Origin of the sequence: Agrobacterium sp. DE0009 (assembly GCF_007680755.1) — a bacterium.
GTDB classification, from domain to species: domain Bacteria; phylum Pseudomonadota; class Alphaproteobacteria; order Rhizobiales; family Rhizobiaceae; genus Agrobacterium; species Agrobacterium tumefaciens_B.
Window position 1 is genome coordinate 546,138 of record NZ_VEIU01000003.1, and the last position, 24,033, is coordinate 570,170.

The 24,033-nt window shown below is 59.9% G+C and carries 21 protein-coding genes and 1 tRNA gene; 14 read left to right on the plus strand and 8 right to left on the minus strand.

Annotated elements, in window-relative coordinates:
* The first annotated feature begins 135 nt into the window (after positions 1-135).
* Both FS804_RS15350 and FS804_RS15355 read left to right on the plus strand, forming a co-directional pair.
* Entirely contained in the window at positions 136-891 is a 756-nt protein-coding gene (locus tag FS804_RS15350) for a pyridoxine 5'-phosphate synthase (protein WP_144577443.1), read from the plus strand.
* A 168-nt stretch (positions 892-1,059) separates the two neighbouring features.
* The gene (locus FS804_RS15355; RefSeq protein ID WP_144577445.1) at positions 1,060-2,325 is read left to right on the plus strand and encodes an NAD(P)/FAD-dependent oxidoreductase; all 1,266 of its coding nucleotides are present in this window, start codon (positions 1,060-1,062) and stop codon (positions 2,323-2,325) included.
* Between the two features lie 225 nt (positions 2,326-2,550).
* On the opposite strand, the gene FS804_RS15360 is transcribed toward FS804_RS15355, so the two are convergent.
* Positions 2,551-3,597, minus strand: a complete 1,047-nt coding sequence (locus FS804_RS15360; protein WP_144577447.1) for an NAD(P)-dependent alcohol dehydrogenase — start codon at positions 3,595-3,597, stop codon at positions 2,551-2,553.
* 180 nt (positions 3,598-3,777) lie between these two features.
* Between FS804_RS15360 and FS804_RS15365 the strand changes: the two genes are divergently transcribed.
* The 3 genes from FS804_RS15365 to ilvC all read left to right on the plus strand — a co-directional run bounded on the left by FS804_RS15365 (position 3,778) and on the right by ilvC (position 6,628).
* Complete coding sequence (locus FS804_RS15365; RefSeq protein WP_063949263.1) at positions 3,778-4,683, plus strand: AraC family transcriptional regulator; 906 nt, start codon at positions 3,778-3,780, stop codon at positions 4,681-4,683.
* A 222-nt stretch (positions 4,684-4,905) separates the two neighbouring features.
* Positions 4,906-5,559, plus strand: coding sequence for a TetR/AcrR family transcriptional regulator (locus FS804_RS15370; RefSeq protein WP_063949262.1), 654 nt, complete (start codon positions 4,906-4,908; stop codon positions 5,557-5,559).
* Between the two features lie 49 nt (positions 5,560-5,608).
* Positions 5,609-6,628, plus strand: coding sequence for a ketol-acid reductoisomerase (gene ilvC, locus FS804_RS15375; protein WP_063949261.1), 1,020 nt, complete (start codon positions 5,609-5,611; stop codon positions 6,626-6,628).
* A gap of 127 nt (positions 6,629-6,755) precedes the next feature.
* Here ilvC and FS804_RS15380 read toward each other — a convergent pair whose 3' ends face one another.
* Positions 6,756-7,205: an RbsD/FucU family protein gene (locus FS804_RS15380; RefSeq protein ID WP_063949260.1), complete on the minus strand. Its 450-nt coding sequence runs from the start codon at positions 7,203-7,205 to the stop codon at positions 6,756-6,758.
* A 273-nt stretch (positions 7,206-7,478) separates the two neighbouring features.
* On the opposite strand from FS804_RS15380, the gene FS804_RS15385 reads away from it, so the two are divergent.
* The 5 genes from FS804_RS15385 to FS804_RS15405 all read left to right on the plus strand — a co-directional run bounded on the left by FS804_RS15385 (position 7,479) and on the right by FS804_RS15405 (position 13,939).
* A complete protein-coding gene (locus FS804_RS15385; RefSeq protein ID WP_144577449.1) occupies positions 7,479-8,723 on the plus strand; it encodes a PLP-dependent aminotransferase family protein in 1,245 nt (414 codons plus the stop codon).
* 328 nt (positions 8,724-9,051) lie between these two features.
* Positions 9,052-10,035, plus strand: coding sequence for an ABC transporter substrate-binding protein (locus tag FS804_RS15390; RefSeq protein ID WP_144577451.1), 984 nt, complete (start codon positions 9,052-9,054; stop codon positions 10,033-10,035).
* Positions 10,036-10,044: 9 nt separating this feature from the next.
* Complete coding sequence (locus FS804_RS15395; protein WP_144577453.1) at positions 10,045-11,739, plus strand: iron ABC transporter permease; 1,695 nt, start codon at positions 10,045-10,047, stop codon at positions 11,737-11,739.
* The gene (locus FS804_RS15400; protein ID WP_144577455.1) at positions 11,727-12,755 is read left to right on the plus strand and encodes an ABC transporter ATP-binding protein; all 1,029 of its coding nucleotides are present in this window, start codon (positions 11,727-11,729) and stop codon (positions 12,753-12,755) included. Before FS804_RS15395 ends, FS804_RS15400 begins: the two co-directional genes overlap by 13 nt.
* A gap of 74 nt (positions 12,756-12,829) precedes the next feature.
* A complete protein-coding gene (locus tag FS804_RS15405) occupies positions 12,830-13,939 on the plus strand; it encodes an endonuclease/exonuclease/phosphatase family protein (RefSeq protein WP_144577457.1) in 1,110 nt (369 codons plus the stop codon).
* 29 nt (positions 13,940-13,968) lie between these two features.
* Here FS804_RS15405 and FS804_RS15410 read toward each other — a convergent pair whose 3' ends face one another.
* On the minus strand, positions 13,969-15,708 hold the full coding sequence (locus tag FS804_RS15410; protein ID WP_144577458.1) for a diguanylate cyclase: 1,740 nt from the start codon (positions 15,706-15,708) through the stop codon (positions 13,969-13,971).
* A gap of 211 nt (positions 15,709-15,919) precedes the next feature.
* Here FS804_RS15410 and FS804_RS15415 point away from each other — a divergent pair.
* Together FS804_RS15415 and FS804_RS15420 are read left to right on the plus strand one after the other, a co-directional pair.
* Positions 15,920-15,995, plus strand: a tRNA-Thr gene (locus tag FS804_RS15415).
* Positions 15,996-16,208: 213 nt separating this feature from the next.
* The gene (locus tag FS804_RS15420; protein WP_063949079.1) at positions 16,209-16,778 is read left to right on the plus strand and encodes a hypothetical protein; all 570 of its coding nucleotides are present in this window, start codon (positions 16,209-16,211) and stop codon (positions 16,776-16,778) included.
* Positions 16,779-16,836: 58 nt separating this feature from the next.
* Here FS804_RS15420 and FS804_RS15425 read toward each other — a convergent pair whose 3' ends face one another.
* Positions 16,837-17,190 (minus strand): nuclear transport factor 2 family protein, encoded by a 354-nt coding sequence (locus tag FS804_RS15425; RefSeq protein ID WP_063948538.1) that lies wholly within the window; start codon positions 17,188-17,190, stop codon positions 16,837-16,839.
* A 392-nt stretch (positions 17,191-17,582) separates the two neighbouring features.
* On the opposite strand from FS804_RS15425, the gene FS804_RS15430 reads away from it, so the two are divergent.
* Entirely contained in the window at positions 17,583-18,185 is a 603-nt protein-coding gene (locus tag FS804_RS15430) for a J domain-containing protein (RefSeq protein ID WP_063948542.1), read from the plus strand.
* Between the two features lie 6 nt (positions 18,186-18,191).
* On the opposite strand, the gene FS804_RS15435 is transcribed toward FS804_RS15430, so the two are convergent.
* Both FS804_RS15435 and FS804_RS15440 read right to left on the minus strand, forming a co-directional pair.
* Positions 18,192-18,797 carry a DUF922 domain-containing Zn-dependent protease gene (locus FS804_RS15435; RefSeq protein ID WP_144577460.1) on the minus strand — a complete coding sequence of 202 codons (606 nt, stop codon included), beginning with the start codon at positions 18,795-18,797 and terminating at the stop codon, positions 18,192-18,194.
* A 158-nt stretch (positions 18,798-18,955) separates the two neighbouring features.
* A complete protein-coding gene (locus tag FS804_RS15440) occupies positions 18,956-19,411 on the minus strand; it encodes a PRC-barrel domain-containing protein (protein WP_063948546.1) in 456 nt (151 codons plus the stop codon).
* A gap of 153 nt (positions 19,412-19,564) precedes the next feature.
* On the opposite strand from FS804_RS15440, the gene FS804_RS15445 reads away from it, so the two are divergent.
* A complete protein-coding gene (locus tag FS804_RS15445) occupies positions 19,565-19,990 on the plus strand; it encodes a DUF1801 domain-containing protein (protein WP_144577462.1) in 426 nt (141 codons plus the stop codon).
* A gap of 24 nt (positions 19,991-20,014) precedes the next feature.
* Here FS804_RS15445 and FS804_RS15450 read toward each other — a convergent pair whose 3' ends face one another.
* Positions 20,015-20,983, minus strand: coding sequence for an alpha/beta hydrolase family protein (locus FS804_RS15450; RefSeq protein WP_063948548.1), 969 nt, complete (start codon positions 20,981-20,983; stop codon positions 20,015-20,017).
* 58 nt (positions 20,984-21,041) lie between these two features.
* On the minus strand, positions 21,042-24,002 hold the full coding sequence (uvrB, locus tag FS804_RS15455; RefSeq protein WP_144577464.1) for an excinuclease ABC subunit UvrB: 2,961 nt from the start codon (positions 24,000-24,002) through the stop codon (positions 21,042-21,044).
* Positions 24,003-24,033 lie beyond the last annotated feature (31 nt).

A 24,033-nucleotide genomic window follows, 5' to 3' on the forward strand; every position in this document is an offset into this window, starting at 1 on the left:
TTCAATGCTACATCAGGGCCGTAATGCTCGTTTGCGTGATTTCGTTCCCACCGGAATAAAAAATTTGCCAGCCTTCTTGCGAATGACTTCAAGCTGCGGGAAACAGGGGTGACGTCCGAACCGGAGCCTCATGCCATGCCCGCAAAACTTTCCGTTAATCTGAACGCAATCGCCATGTTACGCAACCGTCGCGATCTACCGTGGCCAGACGTCGCGCATTTCGGGCAAATTGCACTCGCTGCGGGTGCAAGCGGGCTGACTGTACACCCGCGGCCGGATCAGCGCCACATCCGTTTTCCCGACTTGCCGGTGTTACGGGCGCTTATTGACGATCAGTTTCCCGAAGCAGAGTTCAACATCGAAGGGTATCCGACCGAAGATTTCCTCGTTCTTTGCGAACAGACGCAGCCGGAACAGGTGACGCTGGTGCCGGACGACCCGTCTCAGGCGACATCCGACCACGGTTGGGATTTCCGCGCGCACGGCATTTTCCTGAAGGACGTCGTTTCACGTCTGAAAGCCGGCGGCATGCGCGTATCGCTTTTTGCCGATGGTGATGGAGAACGTGAACCGGTGGAGCTGGCGGCGGCAACGGGCGCGGCGCGCATCGAACTCTACACCGGCCCCTACGGCGGCTGCTTTGACGATTCGCAAAAGGCCGATATGCTCGCCGAAAAGCTTGGACAGACAGCCGAACACGCCAGGGAGGTCGGCCTTGCGGTAAATGCCGGGCATGACCTCACCGTCGCGAATCTGCCCAAGCTCATGAAATATATCCCATATCTCGCCGAGGTCTCCATCGGCCATGGTTTGACTGCTGACGCGCTGGAATATGGTATGGCTGAAACAGTCCGGCGTTTTCGGCAGGCCTGCGGTCAGGCTATTTCATAACCAAAGCCCATTTTTTGCCCTATGCTTCGTCTTGCGCATGCTCCGTGCGCGAGACGGCGAAGAGATCGGAACCGGTTCCGCTGATCTCAGTTTTGTTTTGAGGATCGGGTATTCGAAGGCCGCAATTTACGTGTGGTCGGAAGCTCCGGCTTTGGAAGGCATAGACATATGAACGACCATCATGTTGTCGTCGTGGGTGGAGGCTTCGGCGGCTTGCAACTGGTACACGGGCTGGAGGGGGCCCCTGTCCGCATTACCTTGATCGACAGGCGTAATCACCATCTGTTTCAGCCGCTGCTTTATCAGGTGGCGACAACGGCGCTGGCGACATCCGAAATCGCTTGGCCGATCCGTCACCTTTACCGTGACCGTGCGGAGGTCAGAACCCTGCTCGCCGAGGTAACAGGTGTAGACCGGGCCGCCCGCACCGTGCATCTGAATACAGGGCAGGCGATCTCGTTCGATACGCTGGTGCTGGCCACGGGTGCCCGCCACGCCTATTTCGGGCACGATGAGTGGGAGCGTTCTGCGCCAGGCCTCAAGACGCTGGAAGATGCGACCACGATCCGGCGTCGTCTGCTTCTCGCTTTCGAGCGCGCAGAACTCGCCACCAGCGAGGAAGAGCGTCAGGCGCTGCTGACTTTCGCCATCATCGGCGCAGGCCCGACCGGTGTTGAAATGGCGGGCATGATCGCCGAGCTCGCCCACAAAGCCCTGCCGGCCGAATTCCGCAATGTCGATACGCGAAGGGCGCGGGTGCTGCTTGTGGAAGCTGGGCCGCGCGTTCTTCCCGTTTTTACCGAAGATCTTTCGGCCTATGCAAAGTCCGCGCTCGAGAAGCTGGGCGTCGAAGTCCTGCTTGGGACGCCGGTATCGGCCTGCACGGACGAGGGGGTGACGGTGGGTGAGACCCATTACCCCAGCCGAACTGTCGTCTGGGCCGCAGGCGTTCAAGCCTCTCCCGCCGCAAAATGGCTGGATGCGCCGTCGGACATGGCAGGGCGCGTGGTTGTCGGTCCGCAACTCACCCTTCAGGACGATGCGGATATTTTCGTGATCGGTGACACCGCAGCTGTCAATCAGGAAAATGGCAAGCCGGTGCCGGGAATTGCCCCCGCCGCCAAGCAGCAGGGCGCCTATGTGGCGAAGGTCATCAAGGCGCGACTTTCCGGCAAACCTTCACCGGCGGCCTTCCGCTACAGCCATCAGGGCAATCTCGCCACCATCGGCAAACGCGCGGCGGTGATCGATTTCGGCAAGTTGAAGCTGAAGGGCGTGGTGGCATGGTGGATTTGGGGGCTCGCCCACATCTACTTCCTGATCGGCACGCGCTCGCGGCTCGCCGTGGCGTGGAGCTGGCTGTGGATTTATCTGAGCGGCCAGCACAGCGCGCGTCTTATTACCCAGAAAGAGACGCTGAAGGACGAGGCGTGAGGGTCGCGGCGGAGAAAAAAGGGGGGGAGGCACCGGCTTCCCGCCCTTGATTTACGGCAACTACCCAACCGTCTCCTCCGTCCTGCCGGGTTTTGCCCGGCATCCATCCACGGCGCGTCTGCGCCGTGAAGAGAGTGTTTTGCGATCAGGCACTTGATCGCGCTGGACCCGCATTAAGTCCGGGGTGACGGCGTGCCGATGTAGCGTGTTTGCCTAGTCTAACGCTTAAGCGTCAAGCGAGGCCATGTCGATGACGAAGCGGTAACGCACGTCGCTCTTCAGCACGCGCTCATAGGCTTCGTTGACATCCTTGATGTCGATCTTTTCGATCTCCGACACGATGTTATGCTTGCCGCAGAAATCCAGCATTTCCTGGGTTTCCTTGATCGAACCGATCATCGAGCCAGCGAGTGAACGACGGGCCGGAATGACAGAGAAAGCATGAACCGGGATCGCATGTTCCGGTACGCCGAGCAGAACCATCGTGCCGTTGACCTTGAGCAGGTTGAGATAGGCGTTCCAGTCGATTTCGGCAGAGACCGTGCACAGGATCAGGTCGAAGGTACCCGCGAGCTTCTCGAAGGTCGAGGCGTCGCTGGTGGCGTAATATTCCTTCGCACCGAGCTTCAGGCCATCTTCCTTCTTGGAGAGCGTCTGCGACAGGACGGTGATCTCAGCGCCCATGGCCGAACCGATCTTCACACCCATATGGCCGAGACCGCCCATGCCGACGATCGCGACCTTTTTACCGGGGCCGGCATTCCAGTGATGCAGCGGCGAATAGAGCGTGATGCCGGCGCAGAGCAGCGGCGCTGAGGCGTCGAGCGGCAGGTTTTCCGGGATGGCGAGGACGTAATCCTCGCGAACGACGATATGGTCGGAATAACCGCCCTGCGTCGCCGTCTTGCCGTCGCGTTCGACGGAGTTGTAGGTCTGAACGAGGCCCGGCATATACTGCTCATTGTCGACATCGCGCGTGGCGCAACCGACACAGGAATCGACGAAGCAGCCGACGCCGACATGGTCGCCGACCTTGAACCGGGTGACCTTGGAGCCAACGGCGCGCACGACGCCGGCGATCTCATGGCCCGGCACGATCGGGTAGACGGCATTCTTCCATTCGTTGCGGACGGTGTGGATGTCCGAGTGGCAGATGCCGGCATATTTGATGTCGATGACGACGTCGTCATCATTGGGCTCGCGGCGTTCGAAAGTGAACGGGGTAAGCGGCTTTGACGCATCGGTCGCAGCGTAACCTCTAGCAATTGCCATCTGAATATCCTTTCGGAAGTTTGGGGACGATGGAATATGCGACGGAAGATGCTGAAGCCGTTAGAGCGATCCTCCGAGCTTTTTGCACGATCCTGCAAAAATTGACTGTCCGTCTCTTTGCGAAGTGCATTAGGCATTCTAGATAAACAAGGCTTTCTCCTCACTTGAAGGGTATCCCTCATGTCCCTGCCGTTCAATCTCTATCAGGAGATTACCTCCATCGCCGCGCGGCACGCCACAGCCGATGGCGAGGTGAGGACTGCCATCGATTCTCTCGGGATCAGTCGGCGGACCACCCCTAGCGCACCCTGCCACGGGAGCTATCGTCCCTGTTTTGCGATGGTCATCCAGGGCGCTAAGTGCGTTCAGCTGGGGACGGACACCATCAATTACGGGGCGGGCGACTATCTGCTGACCTCCCTCGACCTGCCTGTCGCCTGGCGTGTGGTGGAGGCGAGCCAGGAGGTGCCGCATTTTTGCATTTCCCTTGCAATCGATGGTGAAAAGCTGCTCGATCTCATGCGTCGCGTGCCGATCGATCCACCCTCCGAGCCGGTTAATGCGCAACGTGGCATCGTCGTGAATGCCGCCACGCCGGAGCTTCTCGACGCAGCCGTCCGGCTGTTGCGTTTGCTTGATCGTCCCACCGAGATTGCCGCGATGGCGCCGCTGATCGAGCAGGAGATTCTCTACCGCATTCTTACAGGGCCGGCAGGTGGCCAGTTGATGAACATCATCGCGGCGGGAAGCCCGGGCAACCGCATCGCCCGCGCCATCGCCTGGCTGCGCGAAAACTTTGCCCGCCAGTTGCGGGTGGAGGAACTGGCCGAACAGATCGGCATGAGCGTGTCTTCATTCCACCATCACTTCAAGACGATTACGGCCATGACGCCCGTGCAATATCAGAAGCAGCTTCGTCTGCATGAGGCGCGTCGGCTGATGCTGCTGGAGCGGCTGGATGTCGGCACTGCCGGCCACCGCGTCGGCTACCAGAGCCCCTCGCAATTCAGCCGTGAATACAGCCGCTTCTATGGTATGGCGCCGTCGCGAGACGTGGATGTCTCTCGCGAGCTTGCTGCGGGGTAGGGCGCGGCGTCGATATAGGCGCCCGGCAGGGCAGAGAGGGGCAAAGCGCGCCCGCGATCCACTGTGAGTGACGACCACGCCTGAAGCACGTCATCCCACGCTGCACCGCACCAATTCTTCTCCGTCCCGGAAGAATCCGCTTGACCCCAACGCCGCCTCCGCTTAAATGGCGCTCGAACCGTACCGTACGGTACATCAATCGAACCATTGGAGTGGAAAGACTTGGCTTCCGACCCGATCACAGCGCAGGAATTTTCGCCGCGCCAGAACGCCGTTCTGGACCAGGCGTTGCGTCTATTGGTCGAGGGCGGAGAAAAAGCGCTCACCACGTCGGGTCTGGCGCGCGCCGCCAACTGTTCCAAGGAAAGCCTCTACAAGTGGTTCGGTGATCGTGACGGCCTGCTTGCAGCGATGATCACTTTTCAGCAGAGCAAAGTCCGCACCTTCGAGAAGGCGGGGGATCGTGTTTCCGCGCCGCAGCTTGCCGATCACCTCGAGGTTTTTGCGCATGATCTGCTGGATGTTTTGGCGGGCGACGTGTCGCTGGCGCTGAACCGCCTCGCCATCGGCCAGGCCAGCCGGGACGGTTCGAAGCTCGGTGATCTGCTCCTGGAGCGCGGTCGTCGCCAGATCGACCGGCGCGCGCGGGGACTAATCGAGGCAGGTCGCCGTTCCGGCTACCTGCGTTTCGATGATGCCGAAGAGGCATATCGCAGTTTTTACGGCCTTATCGTTTCGGATCTGCATGTGCGCATGCTGCTGGGCGAGGCGCCGGAAAAGGATTTTTCCGCCCGGGCAAAGAAGGCTGTCATTGCCTTTCTGACGCTCTACGGGACGGAAAAGGTACATTCGGAACTGGGCGGCAAGGTCGCCTGAGATTCCGGTCCAGACAACTGAGAGACAAGCATTAGGGAAGGACCATCAAATGCGCGTTTATTATGATCGTGATGCGGATCTCAATCTCATCAAGGCGAAGAATGTCGTCATCGTCGGTTACGGTTCGCAGGGCCGCGCCCATGCGCTGAACCTGAAGGATTCCGGCGCGAAGAACGTCGTCATCGCGCTCAAGGCCGGTTCGCCGACCATCAAGAAGGCTGAAGCCGACGGCTTCAAGGTCATGACCGTTGCCGAAGCCGCCAAGTGGGGCGACCTCATCATGATGGCGACGCCGGACGAGCTGCAGGCCGACATCTACAAGGCCGACATCGCCGGCAACATCCGTGATGGTGCCGCGATTGCATTCGCCCACGGCCTCAACGTTCACTTCGGCCTCATCGAGCCGAAGGCATCGCTCGACGTCGTCATGATCGCACCGAAGGGCCCTGGCCATACGGTTCGCGGCGAATACCAGAAGGGCGGCGGCGTTCCCTGCCTCGTTGCCGTTCACCAGAACGCTTCCGGCAACGCCCTCGAACTCGCGCTCTCCTACGCCTGCGGCGTTGGCGGTGGCCGTTCGGGCATCATCGAAACGAACTTCAAGGAAGAGTGCGAAACCGACCTCTTCGGCGAACAGGTCGTTCTGTGCGGCGGTCTCGTCGAACTTATCCGCGCCGGTTTTGAAACCCTGGTAGAAGCCGGTTACGCGCCTGAGATGGCCTATTTCGAGTGCCTGCACGAAGTGAAGCTGATCGTCGACCTGATCTATGAAGGCGGCATCGCCAACATGAACTACTCGATCTCCAATACGGCCGAGTGGGGCGAATACGTCACCGGTCCGCGCATCATCACCGCGGAAACCAAGGCTGAAATGAAGCGCGTTCTGCACGACATCCAGACCGGCAAGTTCACCTCGGACTGGATGCAGGAATACCGCTCGGGTGCTGCCCGTTTCAAGGGCATCCGCCGCATGAATGACGTTCACCAGATCGAAGAAGTCGGCGCCAAGTTGCGCGGCATGATGCCCTGGATCGGCAAGAACAAGCTGGTCGACAAGGCCGTCAACTAAGCTTTATCGCTTGGTGTAAAATATTGCGGCCGGGGCGAAAGCTCCGGCCCTTTTCGTTTGTCAGGCGCGAGTGGTTGACGACAGCGCCCCCGAACTCGTATGCGCCGTTTTCACCAGCGTCGGTCTCTCACTTCGGCGGAATGACGCCCTTGGTCAGCAGAAAGCAGCCATAAAACCGGTTTTCACCCGTCGTGATGACGCAATAGGCCTGCTTGGCTTTTTCGTAAAAGGCGAAGCGTTCGATGCCATACATGGGAGCTGATTTTCCCTCGGCCGCGTCGATTTCCTTCTGCACTTCGGCCTGCACCGGCTCCAGCTGATCGGGCGCACCCATCACTTCCATGCGGCCGACCGAGGGCTGCAGCGGGGTGTCGAGCGGCAGCACGGACAGGATTGCCTTCATGGCGCGGGCGGCCGAGACGTTGTCGATATGCAGCACTTTCCCGACCGCTGTGTGGCGGGCCACCGAGTCGGAGGGGAAGTTGGTGTCCGAGATAACCAGCGTATCGCCGTGACCCATGGCGCGCAGCGCGTGCAGAACGTCGGCGTTCAGCGCCGGGTCGATATTTTTCAACATGTCTTCTAACTCCCATCATCCTCATGCCGTCCGCGGCACCGGCGCGCAATCCAGCCGGAAAAGCGCGCGGCGTCAATCGCAAACAGAAGATTGTTAAGCCTTCCCAGAGGGTGTATCTGGCTTTGTCCGCGAAATCGGCCTCGATTGAGACCAGTTGAGCGGAATGTGCAGGGAGGCAGAAATAATTCGAAAAACTGATAAGTCAGTATTGCTGACGTATCGACATTTCTGTAAAGATGCACGCACAAAAACGACACAAGAGGAAACGTACCCATGCTCAATTGGGAACAAATTTTCGCCACCCGCTCTTCGCGTATGAAAGCGTCTGAAATTCGCGAGCTGTTGAAGCTGCTCGAACAGCCTGACATCATTTCCTTTGCCGGTGGCATTCCGGACCCGGCTCTTTTCCCCGCAGAGGAGTTCCAGCAGGCTTACGCGGAGATTTTTTCCGGCGCGCAAGTCAACTCGGCACTGCAATATTCCGTGAGCGAGGGTTACAAGCCGCTGCGCGAATGGCTGGCGGGCGAAATGGACAAGATCGGCATCGAATGCACGGCCGACAACGTCTTCATTGTTTCCGGTTCGCAGCAGGGGCTCGATTATCTCGGCAAGCTGTTCCTGTCGCCGAAGGATACGGCGCTGGTGACCTGGCCGACCTATCTCGGCGCGCTTTCCGCCTTCAACGCCTACGAGCCGAATTACGATCAACTCAATCCCGGCGGCAACCGCACGCCCGAGACCTATCGTGAGACGGCCGCCAAGCTTGGCGGCGCGGTGAAATTCGCCTATCTCTCGGCCGATTTCTCCAATCCGACCGGCGAAACCGTCGATCTTGCCGGCCGCGAAAAGGTTCTGGCGCTGGCCGATGAGCTTGACATCGCCGTCATCGAAGACGCCGCCTACCAGTCGCTGCGATACGATGGCGAGGCGGTGCCGCCGATTATGGCGCTCGATATTGCCCGCTCGGGCGGCATCGAGAACACCCGTACCATTTATTGCGGCAGCTTCTCGAAGACGCTCGCGCCCGGCCTTCGTGTCGGTTACATCGTTGCTTCTGCGCCTGTTATCCGCAAGCTGGTGCTGATGAAGCAGGCCGCCGACCTGCATTCCTCGACGATCAACCAGATCGCCATCGAACGCGTCGCCTCGCGCGGCTTCGACAAGCAGGTGGCGAAGATCAAGGCAGCCTACAGCGCACGGCGTGATGCGATGCTCTCCGCGCTTGAGAAGTACATGCCGAAGACCACCAGCTGGACAAAGCCGGAAGGCGGCATGTTCATCTGGGTAACGCTGCCGGAGGACATGGATGGGGCCGCCCTGCTCGCCAAATCCATCGCCACGGAAAAGGTCGCTTTCGTTCCCGGCCGGGCCTTCTTTGCGGATGGTTCGGGCACGAATACGCTGCGCATCAGCTTCTCCTGCGCCAACGAGGCGATGATCGAGGAAGGCATGAAGCGCCTTGGACGGTTGATCGCGACGGCTCAGGCAGAAACGGCTGAGGTGGTCCCGGCGATTTGATAATCTGCTTACGGCAGCGGTGGAGGGTGCGGCTTCACCCCCCTCTGTCCTGCCGGACATCTCCCCCTCAAGGGGGGAGATCGATTTGCGGTGAGGTCCCGCCCATCTCCACGTTTGAGATTGAAGTGACAAACGAGCGTCTTGCCGATCTCCCTCCTTGTGGGGGAGATGCCCGGCAGGGCAGAGGGCGGTAAGCCGCGATTATCAGGGAACATTGTTCCTCTCGATCAAGACGGTCCCGAGAGATCACCCGCAAAAATCCTGCCTGTCACATACATGTTATGCAAGCATGTTTAAGCGGTCCCATAAAACAACAGGGACTGGATCCATGAAAACGCTGCTCTCCGCTTTCACCGCCATCGTATCGCTCGGCTTCATCGCCACCGCGGCCAATGCCGCCGATCTGGTGCTTTATACCAGCCAGCCGAACGAGGACGCGCAGGCGACCGTTGATGGATTCAAGGCCGCCAATCCGGGTCTCGAGGTTGAATGGGTGCGTGACGGAACGCCGAAGATCATGGCCAAGCTGATGGCCGAGATCAATGCCGGCAATCCGGTTGCCGACGTCCTTCTGATCGCCGATACCGTGACGCTGGAGCGCATGAAGCAGGCCGGCCAGCTTCTCGCCCACAAGTCTGCCGAAGCCAAGAATATCGATGCCTCGCTTTATGATGCGGACGGCTATTATTACTCCACCAAGCTCATCACGACCGGTATCATGTACAACACCGCCGCCGCGATGAAGCCGACGAGCTGGAAGGATCTGGCCAAGGCAGAAGCCAAGGGTCTGGTCACTATGCCGAGCCCGCTCACCTCGGGTGCCGCACTGATCCACGCGCAGACGCTTGCCGCCGCAAACGGCCTCGGCTGGGATTACTACAAGGCGCTGAAGGCCAATGAAGCCATTGCCGGCGGTGGCAACGGCGCGGTGCTGAAGTCCGTCGCTTCGGGTGAAAAGGCCTTTGGAGTAGTCGTTGATTACATGCCGATCCGCGAAAAGGCCAAGGGCGCACCGGTCGAGTTCGTTTTCCCGGAAGAGGGCGTGTCGGCCGTCACCGAGCCGGTCGCGATCATCAAGGGCACCAAGCATGAAGAAGCGGCCAAGAAATTTGTCGATTACGTGCTTTCGGAAAAGGGCCAGCAGGGCTTCGTCAAGCTCGGTTACATCCCCGCGCGTGCAGACGCCGGCATGCCGGAAGGTTTCCCGGCGCGCGACAAGATCAAGGTTCTGCCGCTCGGCGCTGCTGATGCACTGAAGAACTCCGAGCAGGATCTGAAGACCTTCTCCGATATCTTCGGCTCCAAGGGCTGATAGTGCGGAATGACCCGTTCCAAGGCTTATGGAAGCAGCCAGCCGCGCTGGCTGTTTCCCTTTGTGGTGAGTGTCGTCTTCGCACTCAGCGCCCTGCCGCTCGGCCGGCTCGCCTATACCGGCATCATCTCGTCCCTGAATGGTGACATATGGCGGCTTCTCGCCGATCCGGCCCTTTGGGATGCGGCGCTGAACACAATCTCTACATCGTTTTTCGGCATGCTGATTTCACTTGCCATCGGCGGCTCCTACGCGCTTTCGCTGACGCTGTGTGACATCCGCGGGAAGTCGATTTTGAGCTTCCTGTTCATGCTGCCGATGATGATCCCGCCGCAGGTGACGGCGCTGTCGTGGATCGGCATGACCGGCCCGTCGAGTACGCTTCTGAAGGCGATCGGCCTTGCGCCGGCGATGGGATCGCCGCAGCCGCTTTATTCCGTTGCCGGCATCGCACTTCTGCTCGGCGTGCAGCATGCGCCGCTCGTTTATCTGTCGCTGCGCGCCGGTCTGCTCGCCTTGCCGCAGGACGGCATCGAGGCTGCCAAGCTTTCCGGTGCCTCGCCGCGCCGCGTGCTGTTCGATATTATCCTGCCGCTGTCGACGCCGGGATTGATCGCAGGCGCAGCGATCTCTTTCGTCTCCAATGTCGGCAATTTCGGCATTCCGGCGATCCTCGGCATCCCGGCCTCGATCTTCACTCTGCCGACACTGATCTACAGCCGTTTTGCCAGTTTCGGCACCAGCACCTTCGGCGATATCGCGATTCTCTCGACCATGATCGCGCTCATTTCTGTGGCCGGGCTTGCGTTGCAGGAACGGGCGATGAAGGGCAGGGACTATCGCATCATCGGCCTTTCCGGCAAGGCGGCGACTTTCGGGCTGGCGCGGTGGCGGGTGCCGGCAGAGCTTGCCCTGTGGCTCGTCCTGTTCTTCATGCTGGTCGCGCCGTTGACGGCGCTGGTGGCGAGCTCGCTTGCTCCCGCCTATGGCGTGCCGCTCAGCCTCAAGACCGCAACGCTGCATGCCTATGAGGAGCTACTGTATCGGCAGAGCGTCACCCGCACGGCCTTCCGCAATTCGCTGTTTCTGGCAACAGTCACATCATTGTGCCTATTGGCGGTGACGGTGCTGACGGCCTATTTCCTGGTGCGTGGCAAGAGCCGTTTCATGTTCCTGCTCTCGGCGCTGGTGGACATTCCCTATGCCCTACCGGGCGTCGTTATCTCCGTATCCTTCGTGCTGCTGTTCGCAGCCCCCATTCCGCTGCTGGGCTTCACGCTTTACGGCACGATCTGGATCATCCTGCTCGCTTACTTCTCCTCCTTCTTCGCCGTCAGCCTCAAGCCCATGGTCAGCGCCTTCCTGCAATTCGATCCATCGCTGGAAGAGGCCGCAAGGCTCTCCGGCGCCGGTTTCTGGCGGCGGCTCCGGGATATCATCTTGCCGCTGGTCGGTCCTGCGGCCGGTGCTTCCGTCATTCTCGTCTTCCTGATCGCCTGCAACGAGCTGACGGTCTCGGCGCTCCTCTGGTCCGCCGGCACACAGACGCTCGGCGTGCTCATCTACAATCTCGATGACAGCGGCAGCTTCGATCTCGCCTCAGCACTTTCGGTGCTCGTCGTCATCATGGTCATTGTCCTTATGCTGCTGCTCGAAATTCTGGGGCGCTATCTGCCAAAAGGAGTCGTTCCGTGGCGAAACTGATCCTCAACCGCCTCTCTAAAAGTTTTGGTGCGGGAGCGAAGCCCGCCGTGGACGATGTATCGCTAACGGTTCGCGAAGGTGGTTTTCTCGCTTTGCTTGGGCCTTCCGGCTGCGGCAAAACGACGGTGCTGCGCATGATCGCCGGCTTCGAACAGCCGACCGATGGTTCCATCCTTCTCGGCGAGCGCGTGCTGGCCGATGCCGGCAGCATGGTACCCCCCGAGCGGCGTAACATGGCGATGGTGTTCCAGTCCTATGCGCTGTGGCCGCATATGTCGGTTGCCGACAATGCCGGCTATCCTCTCAAGGTGCGCGGCATATCGGGAGAAAAATATCGAGAGAAGGTGCGCCAGGCGCTGGCCGCCGTCCGTCTCGAGAGTTTTGCCAATCGCCGCCCCGCCGAACTATCCGGCGGCCAGCGGCAGCGCGTGGCGCTCGCCCGCTGCCTTGTGACCGAGCCTGATGTGGTGCTGCTCGACGAGCCGCTCGCCAACCTGGACCGGCACCTCCGTCAGGAGATGGAGGAGACGTTTCGCGAATTCCACGTCCGTTCCGGCGCAACGATGATCTATGTCACTCATGACCAGGCCGAGGCCATGGCGCTGGCGACCGATGTCGCCGTCATGTCGCAGGGCAGGCTGCTGCAGGTCGCCGCGCCGGCGGAGCTTTATGCGCGACCGGAGGGCAGGCTGGTCGGTTCGCTGGTGGGGCAGGGGGCGATCCTCAACCTGTCGGTGCCGGAAGGGGGCGGGCGCGATCTTGATTGGGCGGTGCTTCGGGCGGCGATGGAAGGGGTCACGCAATTGCCTCAGGCGGATGTTCTCGTGCGGCCGCAGGATGTGTTGCAAGATCCGGAAGGCATTGGCTGCACGGTGACGTCGGTTCTTTATGAGGGCGAACGATATGCTCTGCGTCTCGATCTGCCGGATGGGCAGGTGCTGAGGGCCTATTCGCGCGAGGCGGTGACGGTGGGTGACAAGTTCCCGGTTGCCATTCGCAGCGGGTGGCGGCTTTAGAGCGCACGTGTCCCGAACGCTGGAAAGGCGGAACGACACCAGCTAAGCTGCGGCCGTAGCAATGGGATTGATTCATGTCGCTTCGGCTTGCCACATTCAATATCGAAAACCTTCTCACCCGTTTCGATTTCACCGGCTTTCGCAACCAGACGCGGCGCGACAGGGCGATGCAGCTTTTCGATATCCGCGATGAGGCCACCTATCAGGCGCTCGAAAGCGCGCGGATGGTGTCATCCACCGACGATACGCGCCAGCTTTCGGCGCTCGCCATTGCGGATGCGGATGCCGATATTCTCTGCCTGCAGGAGGTCGACAACATGGCGGCGTTGCAGGCCTTCGAATATGGTTATCTCTATCGCATGGTCGGCAACGGCTACATGCAGAAATATCTGGTAGAGGGCAATGACAGCCGCGGCATCGATGTCGCCGTCGTGATGCGTGAGGAGACGCGAGACGGCGACAAGATCGAAGTGGTCGACATCAAGAGCCATGCGGCGCTCACCTATCGCAATCTCGATCTCTTCAGTCCCGAGCTGGCGACGACAAACCAGATCGACGACAAGATTTTCAAACGGGACTGTCTGGAAATCGACCTGCGGATCGGCGGCAAGCCGCTGACGCTCTATGTCACCCATCTTAAATCCATGACCAACTCACGGGACGCGGTGGATGCTAGGCTTGGCACCATGCCTGTTCGCGAGGCGGAAGCCCGCGCCGTTCGCCGCATCATCGAAAATCGCTGGGGCGTGGGTAACACGCATAACAAGAATTTCGCGATCTGCGGCGATATGAACGACTATCAGGAGCGCGTTGCGATTTCCGGCGACAGGCGCAACGGTTACAGTTTCACGCCGATCCGGGAAGAGCTGAGCGCTCTCGATATCTTCACGGCCGATGGTTTCGTCGTCAATCCGATGACGCGCCGCGACGTCATGGATCGCTGGACGCTCTACCATTCGCGCGGGCCGCAGGAGCAGCATCTTTGCCAGCTTGACTATATCTGGCTTTCGCCGCGCCTGGCGGAAACGAATGCCACCCATGTTCCTGAAATCATTCGAAACGGCCAGCCCTTCCGCACGGTCTTTCCGCCGGGCCAGGAGGTGGAGCGCTATCCGCGCACCGGCTGGGATCGTCCGAAGGCTTCAGATCATTGCCCTGTGGTCATGACGCTGGATCTGGTCTAGCGGACGTCACATCAGCGTGACATTATCGCTTAGCCGTTTGCGACCTTTGGGAAATAGGTCGCCCACACGCGGTTTCTGCCGGCGCGCTTGGCCTCATAGAGCCTGTCGTCGGCTATGGCGATCAATTCGTCCCAATTGCCAATGGCGCGTGCTTCCTGCCAGACAACACCGAAACTTGCTGTCAGCGATAGACCGCTCTGTTCATCGATGATCTGAGCTTCGATCATGCGACGAAGCCGATCGGCGGTGGCGGTGGCCATGGCGTGGCTGACATCCTGCAACACGACGACAAATTCCTCACCGCCATATCGCGCCAGAATGTCGCCGTTGCGCAACGCGCTTTTCAGAAGGCTCGCGGTCTTCTGCAGCGCGAGGTCGCCCATGGCGTGGCCGTAGCGGTCGTTGATGGATTTAAAGTGGTCGATATCGACGATCATTACGCCGAGCGCCGGACATTGCTCGCCGCTGCTCAGGATGGAGCGGACCGATTTTTCCAGCGCGCGTCGATTGAAGACACCGGTGAGGGCATCGGTTTCGGAAAGGGCACGCAGCTGCTCGGCCAGCGCACGTTGCTGATCTTCCATTTCTACTTTCTGGCGGAGCTGTTCACGCAGGAAATCAAGCTCCTGGAACATTTTTTTGACCTCCGGCGCGACACCGTCCTTATGGTCGACTTCCGAAAGATCGCCGGCGGCTATCGCCGCTATCTGCGCACGCACGGACTGCATCGGCTGGAAGAGCGCCGTTCTGTAGACCCAGGTCAGGCGAAGCAGGACGAGAACTGCAATGAGGGCAAGAAGCAGAGACGACGCGCCGTAGACCAGCGCTCTTTCCTTGTTGTTTTCGATCCTCGCCCGTGTCTCGGAGAGGATGAGGTCGCGCAGCTTGTCCGAGGAGCGCATGCCCTGAATATAGCTTTCGGAAAATTCCCGCACGCTCGGGCGGGCAGAGGGCATCACGATGGCAATCGTGTTCTGTGCATAGCGAAGCGCCTGACCGAAATAGTAGGAGTCGAATTCACGGAATGCGGCATCCAGACGCGGGGTCGACAGATAGGCAGCCGTGTAGTTCCACAGTGAGGACTTTATCAACAGCAGGCTTTGCATCTCGGTATCGAATTTTGCGCGATAGCTGAGCGTGTCCTGCCGGTTAGCCTGCATGCTCATGACGACATAGGAGCCGAGGCGGCCGATCCTGTCACGCATCACACCGGCCGTGCCCGTCATGGCAACGTCGATCGCTACGTCAGGCGTTTTCGTTATGATGGCGCGGGCGGCCCTGCCGCGCAGCAGGTTCACACTATCGGCGGCCTTGAACATCGACTGGATGGCGTTCGCCATGGCGCTATAGCTGCGTGCCTGAGGGGAAAGAGCCGCGACTTCGTCCACGAGCCGGCGCGATTCAGCAAGCCTCTGGCGGGTTTCGAGCAGCGATTTTGCAAAGCCGGGTTGCATCTTGATTTCTTCGGCGAAGGACGTCTCGACTTGGGAAAGCTTGTCGTCCGTAGCCTTGCGCGCAGCGGCAAGAGCGTCGATCAGCTTGGCATCCACTGAAGACGCCGCCATCAGATTGTTGGCGGGGCCACGCTCGGCCGAGACCAGCCAGGCCGATTGAAGCGCGGTTTCAAAGCGGACAAGTTGCTGGGCGTTTGTCCTGTAACGCAGGTAGTTGGAAACGCTCGGCAGCGCGGCAAGGGTCGCCAGCAATATGGCGCTGACGGCGATGACGATAGTGCCGGTCAGTTGGATTTTCTGTATGCTCGCGCGCATCGGATGCGTATTCTCGCTGGAATGGTTATGGTACATCGCCATTTTAGCAACGCCGCGTAAACACTTCGCTTATTTTGTCATCTTTGATCCGATAGCGATCACGCCGCGGAAAGGCGTAGGGCCAGGTGTGGAAAAGAGCGCGTCTGGCTGCTCGGACACAATTTTCGCTTTACACCAGGTCAGAATCTGATAGTTGGCAAGGCACTGGCTTGCCCTTGTAGCTCAGTTGGTAGAGCACCTGATTTGTAATCAGGGGGTCGCGGGTTCGAACCCTGCCGGGGGCACCAGTGAAATCAATCCTTTCACCGCACTATGTCTGGTTGACTGCGCCTGCTGCTCGGCAGCCGCACGGGCCTGCTTAATCCATTTGATGAAAACACCGCGCCGTGGGCCCACCAGAAGACGAGGGAACTTCGCGCTGGGTATCCGCCAGAGTTGTAAAGCCGGTTGCTTTCAGCGTATCTTCTCGATCAAGAGATGGACGAGAAGCGGCGGGTGTGATGGATGCCTATGGTCATTTGCGGATATTGGTCAGCCTTATCCTCGGCCTCGCAATTACCCGCGTCTTGTCCGGCCTTTCAAGGCGGCTGCAGGAGCCGCAGAAAACCGACCGCACCCATGCCCAGATCGTCTGGTCGATTGCCCTGCTTCTCGGGGCCGTGCATTTCTGGTGGTGGGAATTTGCCTTGCGGCTCATCCAGAACTGGAATTTCTGGATTTACATTTTTGTCCTTGTTTACACGTCGCTTTTCTTCCTGATGTCGACGCTGCTTTACCCCGACCATATTCAGGAATCGGCTGAGCGGGAGAGTTTTTTCCTGCGACGGCGACATGCTTTTTTTGCGCTTTTTGCGGCCTCCTTTGTGTTCGATCTGATGGATACTTACATCAAGGGAAGGCAGCATTTCGAACAGCTTGGGCCATGGTATCTCGTGCGGATCGTCTGCGGTCTGCTCATCGCACTCGTGGCGATGAGGACCGACAATAGCCGCACGATCATGTGGCTCGGTGTGGTATGGCTGCTTTTCGACGCGATCTGGATTACCGCAATTTACAGCGACCTTTTTTAGGTCGTTGCCTGCCGCGACAGTCGAGAAGCTGACGATGTTGCGCCGGCCCAAGTCCTGCCTATGGCCTGATATGATAAAGCTTGTGGACGATCGACCAATTGCCGTCGTGTTCCAGCAGCGACAGATATTCATAGAAGTCCATGCCGTCGAAGCGCGTCGTCACCTTGACCGAGGCGCTGTCGCCCTCCTTGTCAATGCCGATGATCTCGAAAGCGGGATCATGATCGGGCAGGCCGCGTTCGCTGCTGCGCAACTGATCGATGAAGTCCTCCAGAGACAGCCATTCGATTTCACCCCGAAAGTTTCCGACGATACTGGCGCGTGGGTCGAAGACATCACGCATCAGGCTTTCATCGGCATAAGCCACGGCATGCACATAGTCCGTCACGGTCTGGGTAATGGTTTGCGGCACCGGATCGTCCTCCCTTGATCCAAAAAACAAGCTTACACCTGTTGGCACCTTTCTGCCATAACCCCTGGAAAACCGGTCGTCTGCCACCTTTCCTGTGTTGTTTGCAAACGTTTCCGGCGTATGCCGTGATGAAGGGCGGGATATGTTTTGCTGCCGCTTTCCACAATTTTGTCCCGCCTGTCGCTATAGTCGCCTTGGGTCCGACAAATTTCGGCATCAAGGGCATTGCGCCGGTCGTACTGCGGCGCGACGCGAGGCTTTTATGTGGCTTTGCCGGTTTAACCGCTGGCGCGGGGTGCCGCGTTGGGTGGATTTGGCTTATGATCCATCTGTGAGGCATGCGAGATTGATGGCAGGTCTGCGGGTGAGAGTATGCGTCTGAAGGTGTTTTTGTGATTGATCCCTATGTTTTGCTTGGCGTGGAACGCGATGCCGACGAGGCGGCGATCAAGTCTGCCTACCGCAAGGTGGCCAAGGCCGCGCATCCTGACAGCGGCGGCGATGCCGAACAATTCGCGCGTTTGCAAACCGCCTATGAGCTTCTCAAGGATCCCGTGCGGCGCAAGGTGTTCGACGACACCGGCTACGATCCGCAGCTGGCCGACGCCAAGGACCTGAAGGGCCTGCTGATGCTGGAGACGCTGGTCAATGAATTCATTCTGGACGAGCGCGAGCCCGGCAGCTTCGATCCCGTCGCCGCCATGCGACGCAAGCTGACCGACGACATTCTGAAAAGTCGCTTTCATATCCTAGAGCTCGAACGGCACCGTACCCGGGTTCGCAAGCATATGGACCGCCTCGGCCGCAAGCCCGACACCGACGTGCTGAGCTCCATGCTGCGCGCCCGCAGCCAGTCCATCGCCGAGGCGATCCGCAATGCCGAAGCGCAGATCGAGGCGATTGAGCAGGCTTACACGATGCTCGAGGGCTACTCCTACGAGTTGGAGAGCGTCACGCTTGCAGAGCCGCTGCTGAAAGGCGAGGCGGCGGAATAGCCCGTTTCAGGGACCGTTGACGAGCGCGAGAATAAGCTGGTGCACCCGCCCACCGGGAGAAAGCTCGTCCCGGTCGAAATCTCGACCGCGCTGGCGCTGTTCGTTGGAGAGTTCGCCAAGCCGCTGCTGCAACACGGCGCGCACCTTCTGGCATTTTGGATCGTCTTCCGCCCTCAGGCCGATGCTGAAGGCCTCGATCTTCTTCACCATGTCGAGAATATGGCCGCCATGCACGCGCTCATGGGTTTCGACACCCGTGATGAAGGTTTTCCAGCTGGCAGCGACGGCGGGCGGCAGATTGGCAGGCGCTTTCGGCCACGTGTAAATGATCGTCAGATTGGGTCTGGCGCTGGCGAGCACACAGGCGCCATCCGGCTGCGGGCGATAATCCCGACGCCAGGTGAGCTTGAAGGTGGTGTGGGCAATGGCCTGTACCCCGGCCATCGGGCCGCGTTCGCCGATTGACTGATACAGCGCCCCGCCCGAACCGCCACTGATGGCATAGGTCTTTATCTGCTCGGCGGGTTTCCAGCCGGTCTGCGCCGAGAGGGGAATCGCGCTCACGAGAAGGGCGGCGCTGACGAAAAGGGGTAAGAACTTATGGGCGGGCACGCATTGATCCTTGGTGATTTGCGTGCCGAAGATAGTCGAGGGCAGGCGGGCCAGACAAGGAAATGTTGGCCGCCGATGGGATCTCGGTTCGGATAATGCTCATACGAAAACCCCCGCGCCTCGGCGCGGGGGAGACAAGTGTGCGACCGCAGGGGTAATCAGTCGTCCAGCTTGTCATAATCGAGCTTGGGAGCGTTCTGCAGCGCGTCCTTCGTCGTGTCGACATAGGCCTTCCACGTGCCGTTATCGTTATTGACGGCGACCGAGGCCGGGTCGAGAACGACGTAGCTCTTGTCGATACCGAGGAAGCCGCCGACGCTGGCAACGAGACCGATCACGGTCTTGCCGTCGCCGATAACGACATCTTCGATCTCGCCGATGTTTTCGTTCTGCGCGTTGTAGATGTCCATGCCATCAAGCTGGGAGGCCGTGAGGTCCGTCTTCTGAACGTTGATGAACTTCAGCGGGCCGTTTGCCTTGGTGCCCATGGTGATTCCAGGGCCGGACAGGGTGGCGTCCGCGCCAGCAGCAGGGGCCGTGGTTGCCGTCTGGGCAAAGGCCACGGAAGAGGTAAGCGCTGCTGCGGCAGCGAGAGCGATGACATTGATTTTCATGATGTTTCTTCCCTTTGTATGCTGAACATTGCGTTCGGGGAAGAAACGGCAGAAGGCCAATTTGGTTCCGCGTTAGAGGAAAGGAAAATTTGGTTTAAGCTGGAAACCGGTGTAGCTGTTTGCGGACATACCAAGCTTGCATCGGGAGGCGTCATGGTAAAAATGGTAACTGAAAAAGATGCGGAGGAAATCGCGGCGTCTGACATCATCGACCGAAAGATTGCGGAACTTGGCGACTGGCGCGGCATTACGCTCGCGCAAATTCGCGCGGTCATCAGAATGGCTGATCCTGACGTCGTTGAAGAGGTGAAATGGCGCGGCGTGCCGGTGTGGTCGCATGCGGGTATCCTTTGCACGGGCGAAACCTACAAGGCTACCGTCAAGATGACATTCGCAAAGGGGGCATCGCTGCAAGACCCGTCCGGCCTGTTCAACTCCAGTCTGGAAGGAAACACGCGGCGCGCGATCGACTTTCACGAAGGGGATAGCGTCAATGAGGAAGCGCTGGCGGCGCTGATCAGGGCTGCGGTGGCGCTGAATGTGGACAAGAAAGCCGGGAAGAAGCGATCCGGGACATGAATGAGTCGGCACGGGAGCGAGCTATTAGTCGCTGGCGACGTCGGCCGCCTTGTCCCACTCTCCGTCGATAAATTTCAAGGCATCGATGATGGAGACCTTCCAGACGGACCACACGTGGTCGCCGTCAGTGACTCGCAGTTCGGATTTGCGCTTGTCGGCCTGCAATGTCTCGTGCAGGGCGATGGCGCCGCGCCAGAGGAAGAAACCGTCATCGTCGCCAACCGTCAGATAGGTGGCAGGCAAATCCTCACTCTCGGCAACATGCTGGGCAACGAGCGTGAAAACGTTCTTTTCATTGAACAGACGCGCATCGAAAGGGGTGCCGAAAGCACCGGAGAAGTGGTCGCCGGTTGAAGGCAGGACGATGCCGCTTGTGAAGGTGGTGCGATCGACCTGATGAAAAAAGGCGCTGTCCTGAATGAGCTTGAGTTCGGCCGGGGTCTTGTCCAGATCGGACGCGGGAACATTCTGCCATATGGCGCCGGAGAGACTCGCAACGGCGCCGTAAAGGTCCTCGTGGCCATAGGCGAGATGCAGCGCGCCGAAACCGCCCATGGAAAGCCCGGCGATGGCGCGACCTTCCCGATCTTTCCGCACCGGAAGCGTTTTCTCAATCTGGTGACGGAGGTCGCCGGTCAAGGCCGTTTCGTAATCGCCGGGGCCGCCGACGGCCGCGGAATCCACATACCAACTATTCTTCACGCCCGGCATCACGACAACGAGCGGACGGATAGCGCCTGCTGCTATGAGCGTATCAAGCGTCTTCTCTATATTGCCGAGGTCGCGCCAGCTGTTCTCGTCGCCATCATGGCCGTGCAGCAGATAAAGTACGGGCCAGCCATTGTCAGGCGGCGCGCCATCGGGGCGGTAGATGTTCACGGCAAGCGGCGCATTGAGGGCGGCACTATGGAACGTGGCGTCTTCGATTTGTCCGGCAAGAGCCGAGCTGGCGAAAAGGAGGAGGAGCGATGCGGCGAGGCCATGTCGATGCATTAATATTCCTCCCCGTATTCTGTCGTCCCGATTACGTTCTTCCCACGTCACCTACCGCTCACCGACCCGGCCGGCCCGTCTTGCCCTTTGTCCTGCTTTTGCGCTTCTGCTCTCCGGCATCCTCATAGGAGCCCGCACCGATTTTGCCGCGGACCAACGGTCGTGGATCGTCCGTGGCGCGCTCCGGCTGTCCCTCCAGCAGCGGTGAGAAGCGTTTTCCTGCCTGGGTTTCGGGCTTGTCGGGCACCGCGCCGCGCACGGGCTTTTCGGTTCTGCCCACGGTCATTTCGTCCAGCGTGTTTCTGCGGAACAGCGGCTTCCCCGCGTCCGAGCCGGGGCCCATTTCGTCCAGCGAGGGTTTGGCGAAGAGGGAGGTTGCGGCGTGTGGCTCACCCCCCTCTGTTCTAGCGGACGTCTCCCCCTCAGCGGAGGAGATAGACGAGTGGCTTCGTCTGTTGTTTTTACCGCCGCCTTCAATAGCGCGTGCCTCTTCCTTGGCCATGGGGTCGTCCATAGTGGCGAGTTCGGCGGCCTTGAGGCGTTTGATCTCGTCGCGCAGGCGGGCGGCCTTTTCGAAGTCGAGGTCGGCCGCGGCGTCGCGCATGGATTTTTCCAGCGCGTTGAGATGGGCCTGAAGATTGTTGCCGACGAGGTGGCCGCCATCGGCGAACCCCTTGCCTGATGTGCCCGATATATCGGCCCTGACGTGGTCGCGCTCGTAAACCGAATCGAGAATATCGGAAATTTTCGCCTTCACCGATTCCGGCGTAATGCCATGTTCCGCATTGTAGGCCATCTGCTTTTCGCGGCGGCGGGCGGTCTCCTCCATCGCCCGCTTCATCGAACCGGTGATATTGTCGGCATAGAGGATGACCTTGCCGTCAACGTTACGGGCGGCGCGGCCAATAGTCTGAATCAGCGAGGTTTCCGAACGCAGGAAACCTTCCTTGTCGGCGTCGAGGATCGCGACAAAACCGCATTCCGGGATGTCGAGACCTTCGCGCAGCAGGTTGATGCCGACGAGAACGTCGAAAGCGCCAAGGCGCAGGTCGCGGATGATCTCGATGCGCTCCAGCGTGTCGATGTCGGAGTGCATGTAACGGACGCGAACGCCCTGCTCATGCAGATATTCGGTGAGGTCCTCGGCCATGCGTTTGGTCAGCACGGTGCAGAGCGTGCGGTAACCCTTGGCGGCGGTCTCGCGGATTTCGCCGAGAACGTCGTCCACCTGGCTGCGGGCGGAGCGTACCTCCACCGGCGGATCGATCAGTCCTGTCGGACGGATGACCTGTTCGGCGAAGACGCCGCCGGACTGTTCCAGTTCCCAGGAGCCGGGGGTGGCCGAAACCGCGACGGTGAGCGGGCGCATCGCATCCCATTCCTCGAAGCGCAGTGGGCGGTTGTCCATGCAGGAGGGCAGGCGGAAGCCATATTCGGCCAGCGTCGCCTTTCGCCTGAAGTCGCCGCGATACATGCCGCCGATCTGGCTGACGGAAACATGGCTTTCATCGATGAACAGCAGCGCATTGTCAGGGATATATTCGAACAAAGTCGGCGGCGGCTCACCGGGGTTGCGGCCGGTGAGATAACGCGAATAGTTTTCAATCCCGGCGCAGGAACCGGTCGCTTCCAGCATCTCGATGTCGTAGCGCGTGCGCTGTTCCAGTCGCTGGGCTTCCAGCAGGCGTCCTGCCTTTTCCAGCTCGGCAAGGCGGCCTTTCAGCTCTTCCTTGATCGACTTGATCGCGCCGTTCAGGGTTGGACGCGGCGTGACATAGTGCGAGTTGGCGTAAATCTTGACCGATTGCAGGTCGCCGGTCTTCTGGCCGGTCAGCGGGTCGAATTCCGTGATCGAATCGATCTCGTCGCCGAACATCGAGATGCGCCAGGCGGCATCCTCAAGGTGGGCGGGGAAGATTTCGATGGTATCGCCGCGCACGCGGAAAGAGCCGCGCTGGAAATCCATGTCGCGACGTTTGTATTGCTGGGCAACGAGGTCGGCGAGAAGCTGGCGCTGGTCCAAGCGGTCGCCCACCTGCATCTGGAAGGTCATGGCCGTATAGGTTTCAACCGAGCCGATACCATAGATGCACGAAACCGAAGCGACGATGATGCAGTCGTCGCGTTCCAGCAGCGAGCGGGTGGCGGAGTGGCGCATCCGGTCGATCTGCTCGTTGATCGAAGATTCCTTCTCGATGAAGGTGTCGGAGCGCGGCACATAGGCTTCGGGCTGATAATAATCGTAGTAGGAGACGAAATATTCCACCGCATTGTCGGGGAAAAAGTTCTTGAACTCCGAATAGAGCTGCGCCGCCAGCGTCTTGTTGGGCGCGAGGATGACGGCCGGTCGCTGCGTCTCCTCGATCACCTTGGCCATGGTGAAAGTCTTGCCCGAGCCTGTAACACCCAGCAGCACCTGGCTGCGCTCGCCTGAATTGATGCCTTCGACAAGGTCGGCAATGGCTGTCGGCTGGTCACCTGCGGGCTTGTACTCCGAAGCCATGCGGATCGGCACGCCGCCTTCGGATTTCGGCGGGCGGGCCGGGCGGTGCGGCGTCCACAGCTTGCCGTCCTTGAACAGCGGGTTGCCGCTCTCGATCAGCTTCGACAGCGCATCGACAGTCGCGGTCACAGAGCCGGGTGCGAGGCTCGCCGCTTCTTCAAGGGACACATCCATGCCCGCGACTGGGTTAAGACCGGCGGCGGCACGGGTCTTCGGGTCGCTTGATGCGCCGATCGATACACCGCGCGCCGTCTTGGAGGCCGTGGTGTTTTTCGCCGTCTTCGAAGCCGCTTTCTGTGCTTCCTTGCGCGCTTCGATTTCGATCTTCTTGCGGTGCTTGCCCGCTTTCGAAGCAATTTCCCGTTGCGTTTCCACGGAGCCGGCTTCGGCTTCGGCCTCCAACTGCTTCACCCAATCGGCGACGCTGCCGCTGAGCGGCGCACCTTCAAAGGACGATTGCGGAGCTTCCTCGAAGCCTTGACGGGAGGAGGTGGAGTTTTTCGGTGATCTGGCCATGGGCGAAATATGGAGGGAGTCAGTCGCAAAG